The organism is Wolbachia endosymbiont (group A) of Icerya purchasi (assembly GCF_947251635.1).
In the GTDB taxonomy this organism is placed as follows: domain Bacteria; phylum Pseudomonadota; class Alphaproteobacteria; order Rickettsiales; family Anaplasmataceae; genus Wolbachia; species Wolbachia pipientis.
Window position 1 is genome coordinate 59040 of record NZ_OX366357.1, and the last position, 18888, is coordinate 77927.

At 35.1% G+C, this 18888-nt stretch carries 19 protein-coding genes and 3 pseudogenes; 13 read left to right on the plus strand and 9 right to left on the minus strand.

Annotated features, from left to right (window positions below):
• Together map and ftsA are read right to left on the minus strand one after the other, a co-directional pair.
• Positions 1 to 783, minus strand: a complete 783-nt coding sequence (map, locus tag OPR17_RS00315; protein WP_265021700.1) for a type I methionyl aminopeptidase — start codon at positions 781 to 783, stop codon at positions 1 to 3.
• Positions 784 to 914: 131 nt separating this feature from the next.
• Positions 915 to 2153 carry a cell division protein FtsA gene (gene ftsA, locus OPR17_RS00320; protein ID WP_265021701.1) on the minus strand — a complete coding sequence of 413 codons (1239 nt, stop codon included), beginning with the start codon at positions 2151 to 2153 and terminating at the stop codon, positions 915 to 917.
• A 138-nt stretch (positions 2154 to 2291) separates the two neighbouring features.
• Here ftsA and def point away from each other — a divergent pair, with 138 nt between their 5' ends.
• Both def and OPR17_RS00330 read left to right on the plus strand, forming a co-directional pair.
• Entirely contained in the window at positions 2292 to 2831 is a 540-nt protein-coding gene (gene def / locus OPR17_RS00325; RefSeq protein WP_265021702.1) for a peptide deformylase, read from the plus strand.
• Entirely contained in the window at positions 2821 to 3642 is an 822-nt protein-coding gene (locus OPR17_RS00330) for a uracil-DNA glycosylase (protein WP_265021703.1), read from the plus strand. Before def ends, OPR17_RS00330 begins: the two co-directional genes overlap by 11 nt.
• Positions 3643 to 4083: 441 nt before the next feature.
• Here OPR17_RS00330 and OPR17_RS00335 read toward each other — a convergent pair.
• A pseudogene (locus OPR17_RS00335) lies at positions 4084 to 5018 on the minus strand (IS982 family transposase).
• Positions 4981 to 5190: a hypothetical protein gene (locus tag OPR17_RS00340; RefSeq protein WP_265021704.1), complete on the minus strand. Its 210-nt coding sequence runs from the start codon at positions 5188 to 5190 to the stop codon at positions 4981 to 4983. Before OPR17_RS00340 ends, OPR17_RS00335 begins: the two are co-directional and overlap by 38 nt.
• A 157-nt stretch (positions 5191 to 5347) precedes the next feature.
• On the opposite strand from OPR17_RS00340, the gene OPR17_RS00345 reads away from it, so the two are divergent.
• The 3 genes from OPR17_RS00345 (at position 5348) to OPR17_RS00355 (ending at position 6929) form a co-directional block, all read left to right on the plus strand.
• Complete coding sequence (locus OPR17_RS00345) at positions 5348 to 5584, plus strand: hypothetical protein (protein WP_265021705.1); 237 nt, start codon at positions 5348 to 5350, stop codon at positions 5582 to 5584.
• Positions 5585 to 5754: 170 nt separating this feature from the next.
• Complete coding sequence (locus OPR17_RS00350) at positions 5755 to 6264, plus strand: ankyrin repeat domain-containing protein (protein ID WP_265021706.1); 510 nt, start codon at positions 5755 to 5757, stop codon at positions 6262 to 6264.
• Positions 6265 to 6296: 32 nt separating this feature from the next.
• On the plus strand, positions 6297 to 6929 hold the full coding sequence (locus OPR17_RS00355; protein WP_265021707.1) for an ankyrin repeat domain-containing protein: 633 nt from the start codon (positions 6297 to 6299) through the stop codon (positions 6927 to 6929).
• A 156-nt stretch (positions 6930 to 7085) separates the two neighbouring features.
• On the opposite strand, the gene OPR17_RS00360 is transcribed toward OPR17_RS00355, so the two are convergent.
• A complete protein-coding gene (locus tag OPR17_RS00360; RefSeq protein ID WP_265021708.1) occupies positions 7086 to 7550 on the minus strand; it encodes a helix-turn-helix domain-containing protein in 465 nt (154 codons plus the stop codon).
• Positions 7551 to 7957: 407 nt separating this feature from the next.
• A pseudogene (locus OPR17_RS00365) lies at positions 7958 to 8095 on the minus strand (JAB domain-containing protein); the annotation flags it as partial.
• Between OPR17_RS00365 and OPR17_RS00370 the strand changes: the two are divergent.
• Together OPR17_RS00370 and OPR17_RS00375 are read left to right on the plus strand one after the other, a co-directional pair.
• Positions 8062 to 8217: a hypothetical protein gene (locus OPR17_RS00370; protein WP_265021710.1), complete on the plus strand. Its 156-nt coding sequence runs from the start codon at positions 8062 to 8064 to the stop codon at positions 8215 to 8217. The pseudogene OPR17_RS00365 and the gene OPR17_RS00370 overlap by 34 nt on opposite strands.
• Positions 8180 to 9063 (plus strand): annotated as a pseudogene (locus tag OPR17_RS00375) (IS982 family transposase). The gene OPR17_RS00370 and the pseudogene OPR17_RS00375 overlap by 38 nt, the downstream one beginning before the upstream one ends.
• 290 nt (positions 9064 to 9353) lie before the next feature.
• Here the strand turns inward: OPR17_RS00375 and OPR17_RS00380 are convergent.
• Complete coding sequence (locus OPR17_RS00380; protein WP_265021711.1) at positions 9354 to 10793, minus strand: hypothetical protein; 1440 nt, start codon at positions 10791 to 10793, stop codon at positions 9354 to 9356.
• A gap of 138 nt (positions 10794 to 10931) precedes the next feature.
• Between OPR17_RS00380 and OPR17_RS00385 the strand changes: the two genes are divergently transcribed.
• On the plus strand, positions 10932 to 12206 hold the full coding sequence (locus OPR17_RS00385) for an APC family permease (RefSeq protein WP_265021712.1): 1275 nt from the start codon (positions 10932 to 10934) through the stop codon (positions 12204 to 12206).
• Positions 12207 to 12510: 304 nt separating this feature from the next.
• Here the strand turns inward: OPR17_RS00385 and OPR17_RS00390 are convergent, their stop codons facing one another.
• Entirely contained in the window at positions 12511 to 12963 is a 453-nt protein-coding gene (locus tag OPR17_RS00390) for a hypothetical protein (protein ID WP_265021713.1), read from the minus strand.
• Between the two features lie 140 nt (positions 12964 to 13103).
• Here OPR17_RS00390 and OPR17_RS00395 point away from each other — a divergent pair, with 140 nt between their 5' ends.
• On the plus strand, positions 13104 to 14138 hold the full coding sequence (locus OPR17_RS00395; RefSeq protein ID WP_012673309.1) for an aspartate-semialdehyde dehydrogenase: 1035 nt from the start codon (positions 13104 to 13106) through the stop codon (positions 14136 to 14138).
• Positions 14139 to 14951: 813 nt separating this feature from the next.
• Here OPR17_RS00395 and OPR17_RS00400 read toward each other — a convergent pair.
• Positions 14952 to 15452 (minus strand): Smr/MutS family protein, encoded by a 501-nt coding sequence (locus tag OPR17_RS00400; RefSeq protein WP_236514444.1) that lies wholly within the window; start codon positions 15450 to 15452, stop codon positions 14952 to 14954.
• Positions 15453 to 15544: 92 nt separating this feature from the next.
• Here OPR17_RS00400 and rlmB point away from each other — a divergent pair, with 92 nt between their 5' ends.
• From rlmB to OPR17_RS00420, 4 genes are all read left to right on the plus strand, one after another.
• Positions 15545 to 16312, plus strand: coding sequence for a 23S rRNA (guanosine(2251)-2'-O)-methyltransferase RlmB (rlmB, locus tag OPR17_RS00405; RefSeq protein ID WP_265021714.1), 768 nt, complete (start codon positions 15545 to 15547; stop codon positions 16310 to 16312).
• Positions 16313 to 16389: 77 nt separating this feature from the next.
• Positions 16390 to 17112 carry a Bax inhibitor-1/YccA family protein gene (locus OPR17_RS00410; protein ID WP_265021715.1) on the plus strand — a complete coding sequence of 241 codons (723 nt, stop codon included), beginning with the start codon at positions 16390 to 16392 and terminating at the stop codon, positions 17110 to 17112.
• On the plus strand, positions 17113 to 17649 hold the full coding sequence (locus OPR17_RS00415; RefSeq protein ID WP_006279376.1) for a cytochrome c oxidase assembly protein: 537 nt from the start codon (positions 17113 to 17115) through the stop codon (positions 17647 to 17649).
• Positions 17650 to 17819: 170 nt separating this feature from the next.
• Complete coding sequence (locus OPR17_RS00420) at positions 17820 to 18806, plus strand: quinone oxidoreductase family protein (protein ID WP_265021716.1); 987 nt, start codon at positions 17820 to 17822, stop codon at positions 18804 to 18806.
• Positions 18807 to 18888 lie beyond the last annotated feature (82 nt).

Sequence of the window (18888 nt, forward strand, 5' to 3'; positions counted from 1 at the left end):
CTAATCATATGGTGGGAAGTGCCAATTCTTAGGTGATAATGTGAATATTTCAGCACCATCTTTAGTTACTCCGAGCATATGTTCAAATTGAGCAGAAAGTGAAAGATCGCGTGTTGTCACTGTCCAGTCATCGAGTTTACTGAGCAGAGTCTCATGTTTTCCAGCATTAATCATTGGCTCTATTGTAAAAAACATACCTTCCTTCAAGATGAGATTTTCATCTTGATCATAGAAATGCACTACATTTGGCGGAGCATGAAAGACTTTTCCTATACCGTGTCCGCAGTAGCTGCGTACGATAGAATATCCAAAATCTCTAATATATTTCTCTATAGCAAGCCCTATTTCATTTAACTTATTGCCGGGTTTAACTTGTTTAATTGCTTCCATCAATGCATGATAAGTAGCGTCACACAAACGTTTTGCTTTTATTGATGGCTTGCCAACCCAAAACATGCGACTTGTATCACCATGCCAGCCATTTAAAATCACCGTGACATCAATATTTAAAATATCTCCATCTTTAAGTGGTTTATTATCGGGAACACCATGGCACACAACTGCATTTTTTGAAGTGCAAATCGATTTTGGATACCCCCTATAGTTTAGTGGTGCTGGAATTGCACCTGCATTAATTATAAAGTCATGGCATAGATCATTTAACTCATTAGTTGTCACCCCTATCTTTACGTACGGTGCAATGAAATCAAGAGTTTCAGCAGCAAGCCTGCCAGCCTTGCGCATAAATTCAAAATCTTCTTGTGAGTGTATAGTTATGTTCATATTTTCCATGTCTTATTATAATTGGTACGCTTACTTGCAGTACATAAATGTAATAACTTTGCGTATTATGAAAATAAGCCCTATGGATCCTAGCGTCAAGTCATTTGTATGAAAGGTGGTAAAACAGAAATCTAGACTGTAACTTTTGATTTAACCCAATTATACAATTTACTCATTTTACCATCCTGACCTAAAATACCAGAATTATTTTTATAAAAAGTGTCAACTATTAGCTTTATAGAGCCTATAGCAGCAGAAAATACAGGATTTTTATCATATTCGCCATCAAGACCGCTACAAGACTCAGGGCACCCAATTCGAACTTGCTTATTGAATATATAGCCTGCAATTTCCTTCATGCTTGTGAGTTGACTAGTTCCACCTGTGATCACTACTTTATTAATTGGATCTTTCTGCTCTTGAAATTGCTCTCTTACCATTTCAAGTATTTCTTCAACTCTTGGTCTTATGATGTTAATAAGCTCAGATTTGAATACTTGAGTAGGTTCATCATTTTCGTTGTTTTGCATTGTAATGTACTCATTCTCATCTATTGAAGTTACGATAGTGCTACCATACAGTATTTTTATATACTCTGCACGTTCTATGCTTGTGCATAGCCCGTAAGCAATATCTCGAGTGATATGAACGCCACCAATTGGAACGCTGCTTGCATACACAAGTTTCTCTCTTTTGAAAATTCCAATTGCAGTGCACCCACCGCCTATATCAACAATAGCAGTCCCGAGCTCTTTTTCATCTTCACTCAGACAGGCAAGACCTGCAGAATATGCAGAAGCAATACAACCTGCCATATTTAATCCACCATTATTGGTAATACAGTTTTCAATATTGGTAAGCGCTGGACGCGAAGCAGTGACAACATTAACATCAGCAGATAGTCTTTTTCCGTACAATCCACCAACTTCTTTTATGTCAGTCATGTCATCTAAGTGATATTTCAGTGGTATATTGTGAATGATAACATTTTCTTCAATATATTTCTCAAACGTCTGAAAAACTACACGTTTTATATCCCGGTCAGAAATTTCATGATTAGCTGCAATAATTTCATTATGTACATTAAAAGATGAGATGCCACATCCAGCAATATTCACATATATCTGATCTATAGTTTCCTCTGACACTTGCTCAGCTAAACCTATAGTTGATGAGATGGAGTAATTTGCGTGTTTTACATTAGTTATTGATCCACCGTTTACACCTTCTGCAATCTTATAACCCGTTCCTGTTACTTTATAGCTGAAGTTGCCATTTATCTTAACGATTAGACAGATAATTTTTGTTGTACCTATGTCTAAAACAGCAAAAACATTTCTCTTTGGTTTTGCTATTACTGCAGAGTACATTAGTTAACCTTATTACGCAATTTCATTTAAATTGTAGCTTTCTTTAATAATTTATATTTCTATTATAGATATAGCAACATTTTAATATACACTAAATTCTGGACAAAAGGAAAAGCAAAACATAGAATTATAATTTTTATGTCCATATTACCAATTGTAATTGTTCTTGATGAAAGACTAATCACACGTGCCAGTGAAGTAACAGATATAAACGATAAAATTAAAGAATTAGTAAACGACATGTTCGAAACTGTGTACGATGCAGAAGGTCTTGGCCTTGCTGCAGTGCAAGTTGGAGTGTTAAAGAGAATTTTTGTTGTGGATGTTCAGCTAGAAACAATTGAAAATGAGCCAGCAGGATATGAATCAACTGGCAAATTTTGCATGATTAATCCAGAAATTACGGAATTATCTGATGAACAAGTGACTCTCAAGGAAGGGTGCCTTTCAATTCCAGAGCAAAGCTATGAAATTAAGCGTCCAAAGTATTTAACTGTGAAATACAGAGACTTGAATAACGAAGAACAGACGCTAAAAGCTAGTGGTTGGCTTGCAAGGTGTATTCAGCATGAATTAGATCACTTAAACGGCATATTATATATTAGACATTTATCTAAATTAAAGTATGATATGGCCATGAAAAAAGCACAAAAGGTTAAAAAGCATTATGAGCAATAAAGACCTAGAATTATTAAAATTTTACCATGAAGTGGGCGTTGATTGCACACTAATGGAGGGTGAAGAGGAAAAAAAATTGGAGAGCAAAGAGAGTGTACAACCCTCTGTTATCCAAACTGGGACCAAGAAGAAAGATGCAGATATGCGCTGGAATGACACTAAAGATGGAAAAGACATGTTTCCAAGTGACTGGATAATTGAAGCAAGAAAACTCGCAAGTAAATGTGGTAGTGTGGATGAATTAAGAAGTGCAGTGAAGTCATTTGAAGGTTGTGAGATAAAAAAAACTGCAACTAATACTGTCTTTTCCGATGGTAATCCAAATGCAAAAATTATGCTCGTTGGTGAAGCTCCAGGGGCAAATGAAGACCTTCAAGGCATACCATTTTGTGGTGCAAGTGGAATGTTGCTCGATAAAATGTTAAATGCAATCAATCTTGATCGCACCAAAGTTTATATAAGCAATACCGTATTTTGGCGCCCACCTGGCAATAGAAAGCCAACTGACCTAGAGCTTGATATGTGCAGACCATTTGTTGAGAAGCATATTGCACTAGTTTCACCACAGATTTTGGTTTTAGTTGGTGGAATTGCGTGTTATAGCCTTCTTGACAGCACAAAAACTATATCGAATTTGCGTGGTAGATTTCATACGTACACTAACCAATATTTGTCCAATTCAATCACCACATCTGCTATATTTCACCCAGCTTACCTACTGCGTCAGCCAATGCAAAAACGTTTAGCCTGGGAGGATTTAAAGAAGATTAGGGAGTATCTTGATAACACCAATAACTGTACGAATACTTAACACCACTGGTGTCGGAAAGTAGCCCGCAGAAACGAAAAAACTTGCTTGACAAACTCCGCCAGCCCCCCTACCATGAAACTGAAGCTATTTATTTATCTTCTCTGTACAGATTAAATGACAAAAAAACTCAACGTATCTGGTGTCTCATGTTTAATTTTTTGCACTATGTGCACCTTATGTCTTTATCAAATTTCTAGCTACACAAGCTGAAATACGCTATTTAAAACATTAAAAAACGCCAACTTAAAAAATGGATAGTGAATAACTAGCTACCCTAGGGTCTCTTTTGCCTTTTTTTCGTTTGGTAAATTTCTTAATGTTTATGGCTAAACGACAACCGTCATCCCGCTGCTTGTTAGCGGGATCTATGCTTTGAGATACCGCGAATAAATCGCGGTATGACGTAGAGCTTGCGTTAGCTACACTTTTATGCTTACCAACTCAGTATCCAATCAAAATCCTGGATTTCAGTGTCAAGCACTGAAATAACACCAAAAACGCAAATTCTGGATTAAGGAAGGAAGTATAGGAAATAGAAGGCTTTTTGGATTTGATGGAATAGGAGATGAGAGTAGAAAAGATATGAACCAAGAAATCAACAGGGGATCTATGGCGAGTGTGTTCAATTTCTAGTCTATTTTTTAGGTAACCAAAAACAGTCTCAATGATAGACCTTTTTCTCAGTAAAATCTTCTCATTTAGCGAAATTAATGTATTTTTCATACCTTTTTTCACCTTGGTAACAAGTTTCAAACCTCGGTCAAACAGCTTCTGAAAAAGCTCTTTTGCAATATAACCTTTGTCACCAAACAAAAGGCCGGTTAATTTTTCCGTCAAATTTGGCACAGGTATCCTATCATCAACATTGCCTTTTGTTAGCGTAAGTGCATGAATTTCACCATTTTCATTGATTACCATATGTAATTTGAAACCAAAAAACCAGCCGTAAGTACTCTTGCTTAATTTTGCAATTCCAGCAAAAACTTTGTTTTTGGATATTCTTTTTGCATGACAAACTGCAATGGGAGTTGTGTCTATATATGAAATTCCAGTGTTTTCTGACTGTCCACAAAGCCAATGCAACAACATTGCTAAATGCCACAAAACCCTAGGCTTTAGAGCAACAAACCTGGTATATGAAGGCAACTTTGGAAACTCTGATTTGTAGAGCAACGTTAGGTAATGTAGATAGAAAGTTTTGAAATTTTTACACGGAGATTGTTGATATAGCAGGATTATTGTCATGATTTCAGAGTGCTCAATTTCCGTTGTTCTTGTGGGTTTTTTACCATTTGGCAGTAGTTTGCCTGCAAAATTTTCTCTATATCTCTGCAAAAATCATCGACCAAACAAAACAGTTTTGTTATATCTTCCATGGGTAACCTCATCTATTTTTTTATAACTGCTGAGTTTACCCTGTTTTCTGCCTTTTCTATTCTCCTTTAATCCAGAATTCGCGTCTAAAGTAAAAAAAGATAAAAAAGGAATAAAAGAAAAAATAAAAAGCTTTAAAATAAAACCCGTAAAAAAAGAGCTAAAAAATGGCAATACGTTCAAAAAAGGTTTCAAAAAGCTAAAAGGGAAAATAAAAAAATTAAACCCAATAAAGGTTAAGAAAAATAAGATAATCGGGAGCAAGAAGTTAGCATTTTTACTAACATCTGCTACAATCGTAGCAATTTTACCAACATTCAGTTTAGCTCCCTTGCCAGCATTAGCGGTAACTTCTGCATGTGTTTTCAGTATTAATTTTATAGCTGTGAAGACGTTAAAGAAAGTTATCAAACAACGCAAATTAGCAGCAAAACACCAAGAAGCAGAAACTAAAGAAGAGTCAACTGTGGCTGAATTAGAAAATCCGAAAGAAGAAATTCAAGATGTGTCTATAAAACCAGTAAGTAAAGAAAATTCTGAGCAAATTTCTAAAGATCTTCACCAATAGATTTATTAAATACTTTTCTATTTTTATTTAAATATTATGTTCTTAATAAAAACACTAGCAAAGCGGGAGTTTTATTTGCAATATAACATAAAAGTGAGTGCAAGAGTTAATAATTTAAAAACATTTATCGCTGCATACTCATATACAAACACATTTTTTGTGAGGTTGTTGTGAAGATCGAAAAAATTTTACAAGACGCTTCCAAGAAGATTTATGAGTTTAGAAATCCTAGTCTTCTTTCATTGATCGTTTTCAAGACTATCAAAACTATTATCAATAGTAGATTTGGTACTAAAATTTTACATTTCTCTGCAAAACGCAATCTTTACAACTTATTTCTATTCCTTGTAAAATATGATGCTAATGTTGATGCAGTAAATAGAAAGGGCAATACAGTACTACACATTGCCTCTCAATATGGATCCACAGCAATAGCAGAGGTTATTGTAGTAATGAGCAAAAATGTTAGTGCTCAGAATATCGATGGCGACACTCCTTTGCATTATTCAGTAAAATATAGATATCTGGACGTTATGCAAAAGTTATTACAATTTGGTGCAGACATTAATTGCCTAAATCGTCTAGGTGAGTCTCCTCTTCATTTGGCTGTACAATATGCTGACGGAGTAATGTTGGGATTGCTGATAAAGGGAGGGCTTTTCTTGAAATTAAAAATATAGAAGGAAGTACCCCTCTTCACCTTGCAGTTTCATTGAATAAAAAAGATCATGTGGAGCTTTTATTGCAAAATAGAGCAGATATTAATGCAATTGGAAGAGATGGTTGTACTCCGCTACATCTGGCTGTTATGAATGGCAATAAAGAAATTGTGGAATTATTGCTGAGTAAAAAAGCAAATGTTTATCTGAAATGTTTTTATAACTCTGCAGAAGGTTATACCGCACTGGAAAACGCTGTAGCAAATCGAAACAAAAAAAATTGTAGCATTGTTTCTGCTTCATGGAATCATTTTAGAGTAGAGAAGATGTCCTACGAGCAAATCGTTATATACGGTATAATATTAATTAGTGCTATTAAAATATTTCTCTTTTTTAGGAGAATATACAAAAACCTCGTCAATCTGAGAGAAAGTGAAAAAGAAAATGGAAAATATGTATCAAAAAAAACTTCATTTTATGACATCCAGGTTTATAAAGAAAATCTGAAAATAGTTGGCATTGCAAAGCCAGTGGGCAAATGGACACAAATGGCTATACTCAATAATCAATTGATGCAGCGTTTAGCGCAACTGATACAACAAGAAGGCGACCAGAAAGGATTTTGGGAGCTATTTGTAAAAGCTCAAGTTTCAACTAGAGGTAGATATAAGGGCAGAGGGCGGTAACCCTTTTTTGAATATTCCCAACAGTTCTTGTTGAACCACTTTGTTTTTTCTGGCTTACAAAACAACGTATCGCTACACCTTTTACAGCTCTTTCTGTAATCTACACATCTTCCCTCAAATTTTAAGCATCATGTAAAATTTTTACTAATTAATTTTTTAAATTTTATCCTCGCTAATCTTTACAACCTCTGATAAAAACGAATGTAATAAACTTTTTAACCTTTGATCATCAATTTTTTGATATTCTTGCATTATACTCAATATCTTGTTTTCTCCTTGACCATCCTCATTTTCACAATAACTTTCCGCTTTTGATGTAGGCAGTAGAGCTCCAGAATGTAATGACAATCCTCCTGCAATTTTAGGTGCTATTTTGAACGATGCATCCCCTTGTTCATACCTGACTATTTGTGACTTGAATATTCCGCTTTTATCCGCTAATTCCTCCTGTGTATACCCCTTTGCAAACCGCCAATCTTTTGCCTTTTGTACCATTTGGTATTTTACAGGTCTTACCTCTGTTATAACCTTGCTAATTTGAATTCCTTTTGACAAAAATCTAGTTAGTACACACACCGCATCACGCACTTCCTGGTCCTTAATTCTTTTTAGGATTTGCACTAAATTAAATGCCTCCTTGTCTTCACTATCAATACAAACTGTTGGTTTAGGAAAGAAAATTTCAATATCACAAGATAATTTTTTTGCTATCTTCTCGAGCGTTTCAGGTTGAATGTTGTGTACCCCTCGATCGTACTTTCCTATTAGTGACTTTGCTACACCAGTTTTTGTTGCGAAATCCGCCTGAGAGTATCATAGTTCTAACCTAACATCTTTTACCTTTTGAGTTATTTGGTAGCATAAAGAGCCAGGATCTATCTTCTTTTCGGTACTCATGTTTTCACTCATTTGCAGTACAAACATATAGTACATTATTATAAAATTTTATTAAAGCCTCACGAAAAAATTGTAACACTCGGCTAAAGTTGCCCAAAACCAGAATAAAGTCTTGAGCACTGAGTTTTTGCCTACAACAATCCGTTTTCTCTAAAGCTAAAATAGCCTCCACTTGTGATGATAATGTGATCAAATAATCTCACACTTACAGTACTACACGCTGCTGCCAAGCTCTTTGTTACTACTTGATCTTCTTCTGACGGCTCTAAACGCGAATTCTGGATTAAAGGAGAATAGAAAAGGCAGAAAACAGGGTAAACTCAGCAATTATAAAAAAATAGATGAGGTTACCCATGGAAGATATAACAAAACTGTTTTGTTTGGTCGATGATTTTTGCAGAGATATAGAGAAAATTTTGCAGGCAAACTACTGCCAAATGGTAAAAAACCCACAAGAACAACGGAAATTGAGCACTCTGAAATCATGACAATAATCCTGCTATATCAACAATCTCCGTGTAAAAATTTCAAAACTTTCTATCTACATTACCTAACGTTGCTCTACAAATCAGAGTTTCCAAAGTTGCCTTCATATACCAGGTTTGTTGCTCTAAAGCCTAGGGTTTTGTGGCATTTAGCAATGTTGTTGCATTGGCTTTGTGGACAGTCAGAAAACACTGGAATTTCATATATAGACACAACTCCCATTGCAGTTTGTCATGCAAAAAGAATATCCAAAAACAAAGTTTTTGCTGGAATTGCAAAATTAAGCAAGAGTACTTACGGCTGGTTTTTTGGTTTCAAATTACATATGGTAATCAATGAAAATGGTGAAATTCATGCACTTACGCTAACAAAAGGCAATGTTGATGATAGGATACCTGTGCCAAATTTGACGGAAAAATTAACCGGCCTTTTGTTTGGTGACAAAGGTTATATTGCAAAAGAGCTTTTTCAGAAGCTGTTTGACCGAGGTTTGAAACTTGTTACCAAGGTGAAAAAAGGTATGAAAAATACATTAATTTCGCTAAATGAGAAGATTTTACTGAGAAAAAGGTCTATCATTGAGACTGTTTTTGGTTACCTAAAAAATAGACTAGAAATTGAACACACTCGCCATAGATCCCCTGTTGATTTCTTGGTTCATATCTTTTCTACTCTCATCTCCTATTCCATCAAATCCAAAAAGCCTTCTATTTCCTATACTTCCTTCCTTAATCCAGAATTCGCGTGTTGAAGGTAAATTGCACAGCAAATGGTGTCATCCCAGTGCTTTAGCACTGAGATCCAGAAAACTTAATTTTAAATAAGTACACCAGATAGCTGCATAATAAAGGCTGGATTCCAGTGCTTGGCACTGGAATGACATCCTCCCTTGTGGAAATTGCTCTCAAATCACAATGTTCGTACAGCTATGGATTCATTCGCGGTATAGATTCCGCTAACTAGTAGCGGAATGACGAATTTGTTGTTTTAAAATTGTCAGTAAATCTAAGTCAGTTTAGCTATATAGCACGAACTAAACCACTAAGCAGCAGAAGACCTTGCATGACCTCCAAAAAATGCTTTTACTCTTTCAAGATAAGTAGGTGGTTCTGCAGGGATTTCTATTTCATCTATTTTAGAATATATTACCGCGTCTACGACTTCATCCGTTATTAACTCCCTTAACCTTTGTTTTATCTGCCCTCTCTGAATATGCTCCCCATAGTCGTTATAAAACTTTACATATAATTCCTTAAACACGAATTCTTTTATAGCATCTCTTGTATAAGAAATGCCGTCCTTTACTTCATCACTCATGTTGCTCAAATCCACCCCAGAACTTGGTGAATACAAATTATCAAAATTTTCTTTCAAAACTTTTATTTTATGGTAGTGCTTATCCACATATTTCTCAAGAAATCTTTTAGTAGCATTACCAGCCAACTTCCCCATTAGCTGAGGCTCCAGTTGAGCTGCAAAGTTGTTTTCTGCTTCAAGGCCACTTAATGCATAAATAATACGGAGAAGCATTCCAGGAGCACATTGGCGGTTACTTTCTTCAAAGCGAACCAGTAATATAGATTTCAATAGTTCTACGTCTGCATTTTGCTCTCTTGCCGCAATTAAAACTAAATTTATAGCCTGTGTCAATGTCAATCCGGTTTGTGAATCTACCCAATTTACCCACTTCCCAGTTTCATAACCATCCAATCTTAGATAAGGTTCTATCATTCGTTTTTGCTGACTTGTTAAACCGCTTATATAACTTTTAAACTCTTCATCCAACTCATTTAACGGCGTACCATGTTCTTCCTTTAATTTTTTGGCACATTCAATAACGCTTTGCTGAAAACTTCTAGTATGAACGCTCTGACTACTAGTACCCACATTACTTACATTAAACAAAAAGCTTAGCTGCTTTACATTCAAACCCAAAGGTGAAAAGAGTTTTACTGATGGATATTTTATTAACTCAAGAAGTGCTACTGGAATTAGCAGTGCATAATTTAACAATAATAAACCAAAATTAAATATAAGAAACCCACGTAGAGCTGATACCTTTGATGCAATGTACAAAAATGGAAGCTGTAGGTAATATATCAAGTGTATACTGAAGAATAAGATTTTGTCCTTTAATTTTATTGTTGGATCTTTATAAACCTCAAACAACATGCTATTGCTATCAATATTGTCGTTTTTAAAGGAGGTATAGTTGTTTGTGATCTTCTCTTGCAAGGGAAGAAGCATTTTATTCAGGCAAATAAACGCAGCAATAACAATAAAACCTGTAGCCAAAAATGCTAGTGCAGGGCTAGAAGTGCTTGTAGATAAATAGGCATAAAGACCATCAACAATTAAGTTTTTGTATAATCTTTCAAAGGGACGAACTAGAATCAGGCCAAGGATATAGTTAACAAGAAGATTTAAATAATACACGAGAAACAAAAGTGCAATCAAAAATGCTTTTAACCTCGGATCCATAACCTCCTCTTAATAACTTGTTAATATAATCTATTTTAGAAATAAATTGAGAAAAATGCAATTTTTTATAAAGATCGATTGAAATTTCCGAGCTTCAGTTATATTGTTAATCTATTCAGATAGAAATTAGAAACTATTGTGTCAAATAAAATAGGTTTTTGGGCTATTTTTGCCTTAGTGATTAGTAGCCAAATTGGCTCTGGAATTTTTATGCTTCCAATTAGCCTTGCTCCATATGGCATGTATAGCCTTATAAGCTGGATAATATCAGGGCTTGGTGCTATATCTCTTGCTTTAGTTTTTGCCTCACTCTGCGCAAAATTTCCGGAAACGGGTGGCCCTCACGTCTATGTAAAGCATGCTTTTGGCCCTGCTGCAGCTTTTTTTGTTGGTTGGACGTATTGGGTGATCTCATGGGTTAGCACAACAGCCGTAATAGTTGTGGGTGTTGGTTATCTTACACCATTTTTCCATGAAGATATTCAAAACGTACATCTGTTTTTAGAGATGTTATTACTTACAATTATTACACTAATAAATTTTAGAGGAGTAGCTACTGCTGGACGTGTTGAGTTTTTATTGACGGTGATAAAAATTTCTGTATTGCTTGTAATACCTATAGCAGCATTGTTTTTTTTTGATAGAAATAACTTCATCATAAGTGAAGAAATATCAAATCTTACAACATCGCAGATTCTTGCCCGTTCTACACTTATTACTCTATGGGGTTTTATTGGAGTTGAATTGGCAACAGCACCTGCAGGGTCAGTTGATAATCCAGCTAGAATAATACCAAGAGCTGTGGTACTTGGAACAATCTCTGTTGCTGTTGTGTATTTTATCAACAATCTTGCAATTATGGGATTAATAAATGGCAATGATTTAGCAAGTTCAAGAGCACCATATGTTGACGCAATAAAAATTATGGCCTCTGGCACTTGGCACTTGATTATTTCTATAACTGCGTTCATTTTTTGTGTTGGTACTTTAAACGCTTGGGTACTAGCTAGTGGACAAGTGGCCCTTGGCCTTGCAAAAGATAAACTGATGCCACAGTTTTTTGCTCAAAAAAACAAGCACGGTTCTCCTTTCTGGGGCATAACAACTAGCTCAGTTGGAACTGCAACTTTACTAATCCTCACTTCAAGCAACAATTTTGCTAAGCAGATCACATCAATTATCGACTTTTCTGTAGTTTCATTTTTATTTGTTTACCTTGCATGCAGTCTTGCTTTTCTCAAAGTTATTGTGCAAGAAAAGAGTTGTTACAAATTTTTAATTGGCAGTATAGCAACAACCTTTTGCTGCTGGGTAATATTTGAAACTTCTGTGAATACCTTGCTGATCGCAAGCTTATTCACTGCAAGTGGCGTACCTCTTTATTTATTTTGGTATCGCAGAGTTTCTGTATAGCAAATGTTATGTATCTGTTCAGCAGAGTGGCAAAATAAGGTAGACGAGAAAAGACAACTATAGGAAGAAATGGGTGTCATGCCAGTGCGTGACACTGGCATCCAGTTCTTTCGCGCAGTTCAATCAAAAACGTTGTAAAGCGCTTTCGTGTTTACCAACTTAGTGCCCAATCTGGATCCCAGTGTCACGCACTGGAATGACAAGAAAGGGAACACTGGAATTTTTGTTTCAATATTTGTACATGAGCCATGCATCTGAACAGATACAATGTTGTAGCTAGAGATAATTTTTAAATGATTGATATTTATGAATCACGACTTTTCTTGTTGTCCACTTGTTCAACATTACCCTTCTCAAGTTTACTATCTACTTCTTTTGTGTGTTCATCATCTATACTAGTTTCATCTTTTATCTTACTAGGGTAATCTTCCTGCGATTTTTTATATGCTTCCATGTTGTCATATATAGGGTTACTGACGATTTCTATTTTTTCAGGTGTGAAAATCCTTGCTAAAAATCTCCTTATTATTGGTATTGACCTTAAGAGATCTCTTAGCTTTGAAGATTCTTGTCTTTTGTTTAGAGACTGTTGGTCTATTTTAGAGGTTTTTACACCATACTTTTTATCATCAAAATTTATTGTAGGCTTTCTTTTATTCGAAAGAACACTTTGGGCCTTTGATCCATTGGCTCCTTCAGGCCCTTGAGGTGTAGACATTGCAGGTTTAACCTTAGTTTCATCGTATTCCTTACTCATCTTTCATTTCATTATGTAATATTACTAATATTGCATAATAATAGCTAAATTACAATTAATTGCAAGGTAAAAATATTAAAACAATTGTAAATTTTGTCAGTAAAAATATAATAGAGCTTTAAAATTAGAGGTTCATCTATATGGGATACAAAATTGCTGTTATTGGAGCAACCGGAAGAGTAGGGCGTGAGGTATTAAGCACGCTTGCTGAATTTCAAGATGAGGCGATAGATTGCGTTATTGCACTTGCATCGAAAAAATCAGAAGGGAAGAAGGTGAGCTTTGGTGACAAAGAGTTAACAGTTTTATGCCTTGAGGATTATGACTTCGTTGGAACTAATGTAGCCATTTTCTGTGCTGGATCTCATGTTTCTGAAGAGTATGTACCAATTGCAACACAGGCTGGATGCATCGTGATAGATAACAGTTCCCATTTTAGAATGAAAGAGGGTGTGCCACTCATTATTCCAGAGATTAATAAAGAAAAAATTATGGAATATAAAAACCACAACATAATATCCAATCCAAACTGTACTACAATACAGATGCTGCTAGTACTACATCTATTACACCAAAAAGCAAAAATAAAGAGAATCGTTGCTTCAACTTATCAATCAACTTCTGGTGCAGGCAAAGCAGCAATGGATGAGCTCTATGACCAGACAAAAAAAATCTTTATGAACGAAGCTAAAAAACCCAAGATATTCTCTAAGCAAATAGCATTCAATTGCATTCCCCATGTAGGAGAATTCATGGAAAATGGTTCTACAGAAGAGGAATGGAAAATGCAAGAGGAGACAAAAAAAATTTTAGAGGAAGATATAAAAGTTACTGCAACTTGTGTAAGGGTACCCGTCTTTATCGGTCACGCTATGGCAGTAAATGTGGAATTTGATCAACATATCACTGAAGAACAAGCTCGTGAAGTGCTAAGTGAAGCCGAAGATAGTGGAGTTTTAGTGTACAACAGGCGTGAAGATAGTGAATACATAACTCAAATTGATGTTGTACAGGAGAATGCTGTATATGTATCGCGTATTAGAAGAGACAATACTGTTGAGCACGGATTAAATATGTGGATAGTGGCTGACAACCTGCGCAAAGGCGCAGCATTAAATATAGTGCAGATTCTTGAGATTTTGATAAGAGAGCATTTGTCAATCAAGTGCATATAGAGCGCACGTACGTTGTAATTCGAAGGAAATTTGTATACCACATGGCAGCGCGTGACGCTGGAATGGCTTTGTTGCATCGCTACTTATGAAAGGCTAACTATAATTAGGATTATAAGCAACTTATTGAAAATCTTGTTTTTTTTGCAATCAATCTGATCAAATTTAAGAATAGTAACTTGTTATTTATATTAATAAATTTAATTCTATTGAAAATAGCTAAAGCATTGAAATTCTTGAATTTTAGCCGGATTAGTGAGTGGTAGTGAAATTTCTTTTACTCAAATTTAGGTATTCACTGACCGTTCTTGTTATAAATACCAGAATAATAAGCTACTGATATTCTCCACCTTTTTTATCTTTAATCCATCATAGCTAGCGATGCAACAAAGCCGGCTGGATTCCAGTGTCAAGCACTGGAATGACACCATTTGCTGTGCAGTTTACCTTCAAAAATGAATGTTCGTACAGCTATGGAATAAATCGCGGTATGACGGTTCGCAGCGGTATAGTAACTCGTCACCCCGCTACTTGTTAGCGGCTGAGATACCGCGGCGGTATGACGTAGAAGCTATACTTTTATACTCACCAACTCAGTATCCAATCTGGATCCAAGTAGTCAAGCTATTCGGATGACACCCTCATAAAGTGAAATGAGATCCCGCTAACACGTAGCGGGATGACGGGAAAAGAGGTACTGGGAGACATCCTTCCTGGTAGACCCAAATCACAATGTTCGCACAGTTGTGCGTCACGCGCTGCCGAACACTGTATGGTTATACAAGAAAAATTAAGGCTTAAAAGGAATTTTAAGTATCAGGACTCAAGGTTTTTATTCCTTCTTAATAAAACATAAAAAGCCCCTTTACCACCATGTTTTTTCGTAGCTTGTTGGTAGTATAGAACCATATGCTGGATTTTAGTGTCATTTAACCATTTATTTAAGTTACTCTTTATAGTGTCTGTTTTATTTGTTGCACTGCCGTATCCCGTAATTACCAATAAACATCTATTTCCTGCTCGATAATTTTTGATAATAAAATCTATCAATTTACAGTAAGCATCCTCTATATTATAGCCGTGCAAATCGAGCTTATCGCTTATAAAATATTTACCCCTATCAATCTTTGATTTTGTGTTGTAGTCAAGACAAAATGATGAGTTACTATTATTGGTATTAAGAAAATTCCCTTGTAAGTCGGAGGTACCTTTATCAACCATAGACTTTATATTTACTTTATGATCAACTTTCAAAGTAACTTTTCCACATTCTATTGGCTTAACATTTTTTTGCCAATCCAACTCATCGTCCGACATAAACGCATTAATCGAATTGTATAATTTTACAACAATATCCAAACATAGTAAAATGTTGCTTATTCTATAAAAACCCGATTTTCAATAATACGATGAAATCGTCAAAAACTAATGAGAATTTTTGGCTGTATGGAAAGCACACCTGCATGTCAGCACTGAAGAATAAAAATAGGCGGTGTATAGAACTGTTAGTAACAGAAAATTTCTATAGAGAACATGAAAAAGAAATTAGGCAATGTGCAAATAGTAAGGGCATTAAAGTTCGATTAGTAGAAAACAAAATACTTAATGACGTTTTATCTAAAGGTGCTAACCATCAAGGAATTGCTTTAAATGTTGCCCCTATTCTTTATAACTTAAGCATCGAAGAGGTAGCTGAAAGCTCAAACGAAAGCTCTACTATAGTCATTTTAGATCAAGTCACTGACACGCACAATATTGGATCAATTTTAAGAACTTCAGCTTGTTTTAATGTCGACGCATTGGTTTTACCACATAATCATTCACCGAGTGAAAATGCATCTATTGCAAAAGCAGCAAGTGGAGCTTTAGATATTGTTCCGCTAATATACGTTACAAATATAGTAAAAACTATGCAGTATTTGAAGAAGGTCGGCTACTGGTGTTACGGGCTTGATTGCAATGCTAAAGAAAATATAGATGAAATAAAGAGCTTTGAGAAAAAAAGAGTAATTATTTTTGGTTCTGAAGAGAAAGGAATGCGGAGGTTAGTTAAAGAAAATTGTGATTATCTTTTAAAAATACCAATGTCAAATGCAATTAACAGTTTAAATGTTTCAAATGCAGCAGCAATAGGCCTATACTCCATCTACATTAAAACAAAAATAACTGCACACTAAAAAAATGATTTTATGCTTGATAAAAGTGCAATTTTATACTATAATGTATTATTAAGGGATGAAAAGGAGTTATATTTATGTCTTACACGAGAAATGAACAGGATATTCGCTCTCAAGGCGTTTATTATAGCGCTGGGCTTAGAAGTTACCTAATTAAAGTATATAATTATATGGCTTTAGCTTTGGGTGTTACAGGACTTGTTGCGTTCCTAACAGTATTTTCTGGCCTTTTTCAGGCAATCTATTCTAACCCTGTTCTGTCACTTGTAATAATGCTATCTCCAGTTGCATTGGTGTTCTATATGTCCTATAGACTTCAACACCTAAGTGCTCAATCCACAGTTACCATATTTTTCTTGTTCTCAGTTCTAATGGGGCTTTCCCTATCTTATGTTTTCATAGTTTATACTGCAGAAAATATAGCAAGAGCATTTTTCATTACATCAATCATGTTTGGCTCTATGGCTTTATATGGCAATAGCACAAAAAAAGACCTGTCAAGTATGGGTTCTTTCTTGATTATGGGAATCTGGGGATTAATTATCGCATCTATAGTAAATTTATTTCTTGGAAGCAGTCCACTCTACTTTGCAATATCGTTCATATCAGTAATAGTATTTACCTTGATGACTGCGTACGATGCTCAGAGAATCAAAGACGTTTATTATAGATATAATGATGGCTCAGAAGTTGCCACTACTAAATTGGCAATACTCGGTGCAACTAATCTTTATTTTGACTTTATTAATATATTTCTCAATCTACTCAGGTTACTTAACTTGTTCAACAATAGGGATTAGATGTTTTCCTTTTTAAGGAAAGGCAGTAAGAATTCTATAGTTTTCTTTTTAGTATCTTTAGTTGTGTCGATGATATGTCTTGCATATGCATCGGTACCTCTATATAGCATTTTCTGTAAAGCTACTGGGTATGGTGGCACAATAAGAAAAGTAACTAACACAACAACAAATATAACTAACCAAAAGATCAGGGTCCATTTCAATGCTGATATAATGTCCGATCTACCTTGGGAGTTTAAATCAGAAACTAACTACGTTGACGTAAACATAGGAGAACAAAGTTTAGCGTTTTATTACGCAAAAAATCTATCTGATCAGCCTTCATTTGGAATGGCGGTGTATAATGTTACGCCTTTCAAAGCAGGTAAGTATTTCAATAAAATTGCATGCTTTTGTTTTGAAGAACAAATGTTGCTACCAAAACAAAAAGCAGCTATGCCCGTATCTTTTTATATAGATCCTGAGATAATGCTTGATAACAATACAAAAGATTTGAGCGAAATAACACTGTCATACACGTTTTTTAAGCTTAAGTAACAGAATGTTTGCAAACCATGTCATTTCAGTAATCAATAGGGTGTCATCCAAGTAGCTGACACTGGAATGACAGGAGGTAACGCAAGAAGTCTATTGATTGTGAAAACAATAACTTTGCAAAATATTAATTGTTAGATAACATAATCAAAGTTTTTATCTTAATATTCATCATGGTTAGAGCTATACAAATTAAAAAAACTGGGGGACCAGAAGTATTAGAATTTGTAGATAAGAGCATAGGTGAGCCAAAAGGCGAGGAAGTCTTAGTGCGTCACACAACTATCGGCTTAAATCGTTATGATTTAGAGCACAGAAAAGGTACACGCAAAATTAAAAATTTACCATCAGTGCTTGGAGTGGAAGCAGTTGGGGTTATTGAAAAACTTGGTAAAAAAATCAGTGATGGATTCAAAGTTGGAGACAGAGTTGGATATTGCACAGCTCCTCCAGGGGCATATTGTGAAAAGCGCATTATACACCAGAAATATCTGATAAAAATTCCAGATGACATATCCGATGAAGTTGCTGCTGCAGTGCTGTTTAAAGGTATGACAGCTCACTATTTAGTTAATCAATCTTATAAAATCAGGCCTGGTGCTTTCGTGCTAGTTCATGGAGCTAATGGTGGCTTAGGGCAAATAATATGTCAATGGGCAAAGGATAAAAAAGGTGTAGTGATAGGTTCTGTAAGCTCTGATGAAAAAATGAAGATAGCTTTACAAAGTGGCTGCACATACGCAATAAACTACAATGATAAAGACTTCGTTTCTAAAATTATGGAGATTACGCAAAACAGAGGAGTAGGTGCAGTGTATGACCCCATAGGTTACGCTACAAGTAAGCTCTCTTTTGAATCTTTAGGCAGGTTCGGCATATACGTTTCCTATGGGCAGATATCAGGTAACGCTCCTATTAGTTTTTCTTTACTTAGTTCACGTTCGTTATTTGCAACTGGAACCTCAATATACCATTATAAGCATGATAGATTCACATTAGTGCTTACCACAATGGAAATCTTCGAGATGATAAGAAAAAAACTTTTAACTGTACGGATCAATAAAAAATATAAACTTGATGAAATAATTCAAGCCCATCACGATATGGAAAATAGAAAAATGAGTGGGTTAAATATTATTAAAATCTCTCAAATAAATTAGTATTTAAACTAACCATTCATTAAATTATATCAACTAGAATTTTACATATTTAATTCTCCTTTTGGGGGAATTAAAAGCATAT

What these genes read in the sequence shown, in the direction of transcription:
- map (WP_265021700.1), bottom strand. Translation starts at nt 783, where the DNA reads ATGAACATAACTATACACTCACAAGAAGATTTTGAATTTATGCGCAAG.
- ftsA (WP_265021701.1), bottom strand. Translation starts at nt 2,153, where the DNA reads ATGTACTCTGCAGTAATAGCAAAACCAAAGAGAAATGTTTTTGCTGTT.
- def (WP_265021702.1), top strand. Translation starts at nt 2,292, where the DNA reads ATGTCCATATTACCAATTGTAATTGTTCTTGATGAAAGACTAATCACA.
- OPR17_RS00330 (WP_265021703.1), top strand. Translation starts at nt 2,821, where the DNA reads ATGAGCAATAAAGACCTAGAATTATTAAAATTTTACCATGAAGTGGGC.
- OPR17_RS00380 (WP_265021711.1), bottom strand. Translation starts at nt 10,793, where the DNA reads ATGGATCCGAGGTTAAAAGCATTTTTGATTGCACTTTTGTTTCTCGTG.
- OPR17_RS00390 (WP_265021713.1), bottom strand. Translation starts at nt 12,963, where the DNA reads ATGAGTAAGGAATACGATGAAACTAAGGTTAAACCTGCAATGTCTACA.
- OPR17_RS00395 (WP_012673309.1), top strand. Translation starts at nt 13,104, where the DNA reads ATGGGATACAAAATTGCTGTTATTGGAGCAACCGGAAGAGTAGGGCGT.
- OPR17_RS00400 (WP_236514444.1), bottom strand. Translation starts at nt 15,452, where the DNA reads ATGTCGGACGATGAGTTGGATTGGCAAAAAAATGTTAAGCCAATAGAA.
- rlmB (WP_265021714.1), top strand. Translation starts at nt 15,545, where the DNA reads ATGAAATCGTCAAAAACTAATGAGAATTTTTGGCTGTATGGAAAGCAC.
- OPR17_RS00410 (WP_265021715.1), top strand. Translation starts at nt 16,390, where the DNA reads ATGTCTTACACGAGAAATGAACAGGATATTCGCTCTCAAGGCGTTTAT.
- OPR17_RS00415 (WP_006279376.1), top strand. Translation starts at nt 17,113, where the DNA reads ATGTTTTCCTTTTTAAGGAAAGGCAGTAAGAATTCTATAGTTTTCTTT.
- OPR17_RS00420 (WP_265021716.1), top strand. Translation starts at nt 17,820, where the DNA reads ATGGTTAGAGCTATACAAATTAAAAAAACTGGGGGACCAGAAGTATTA.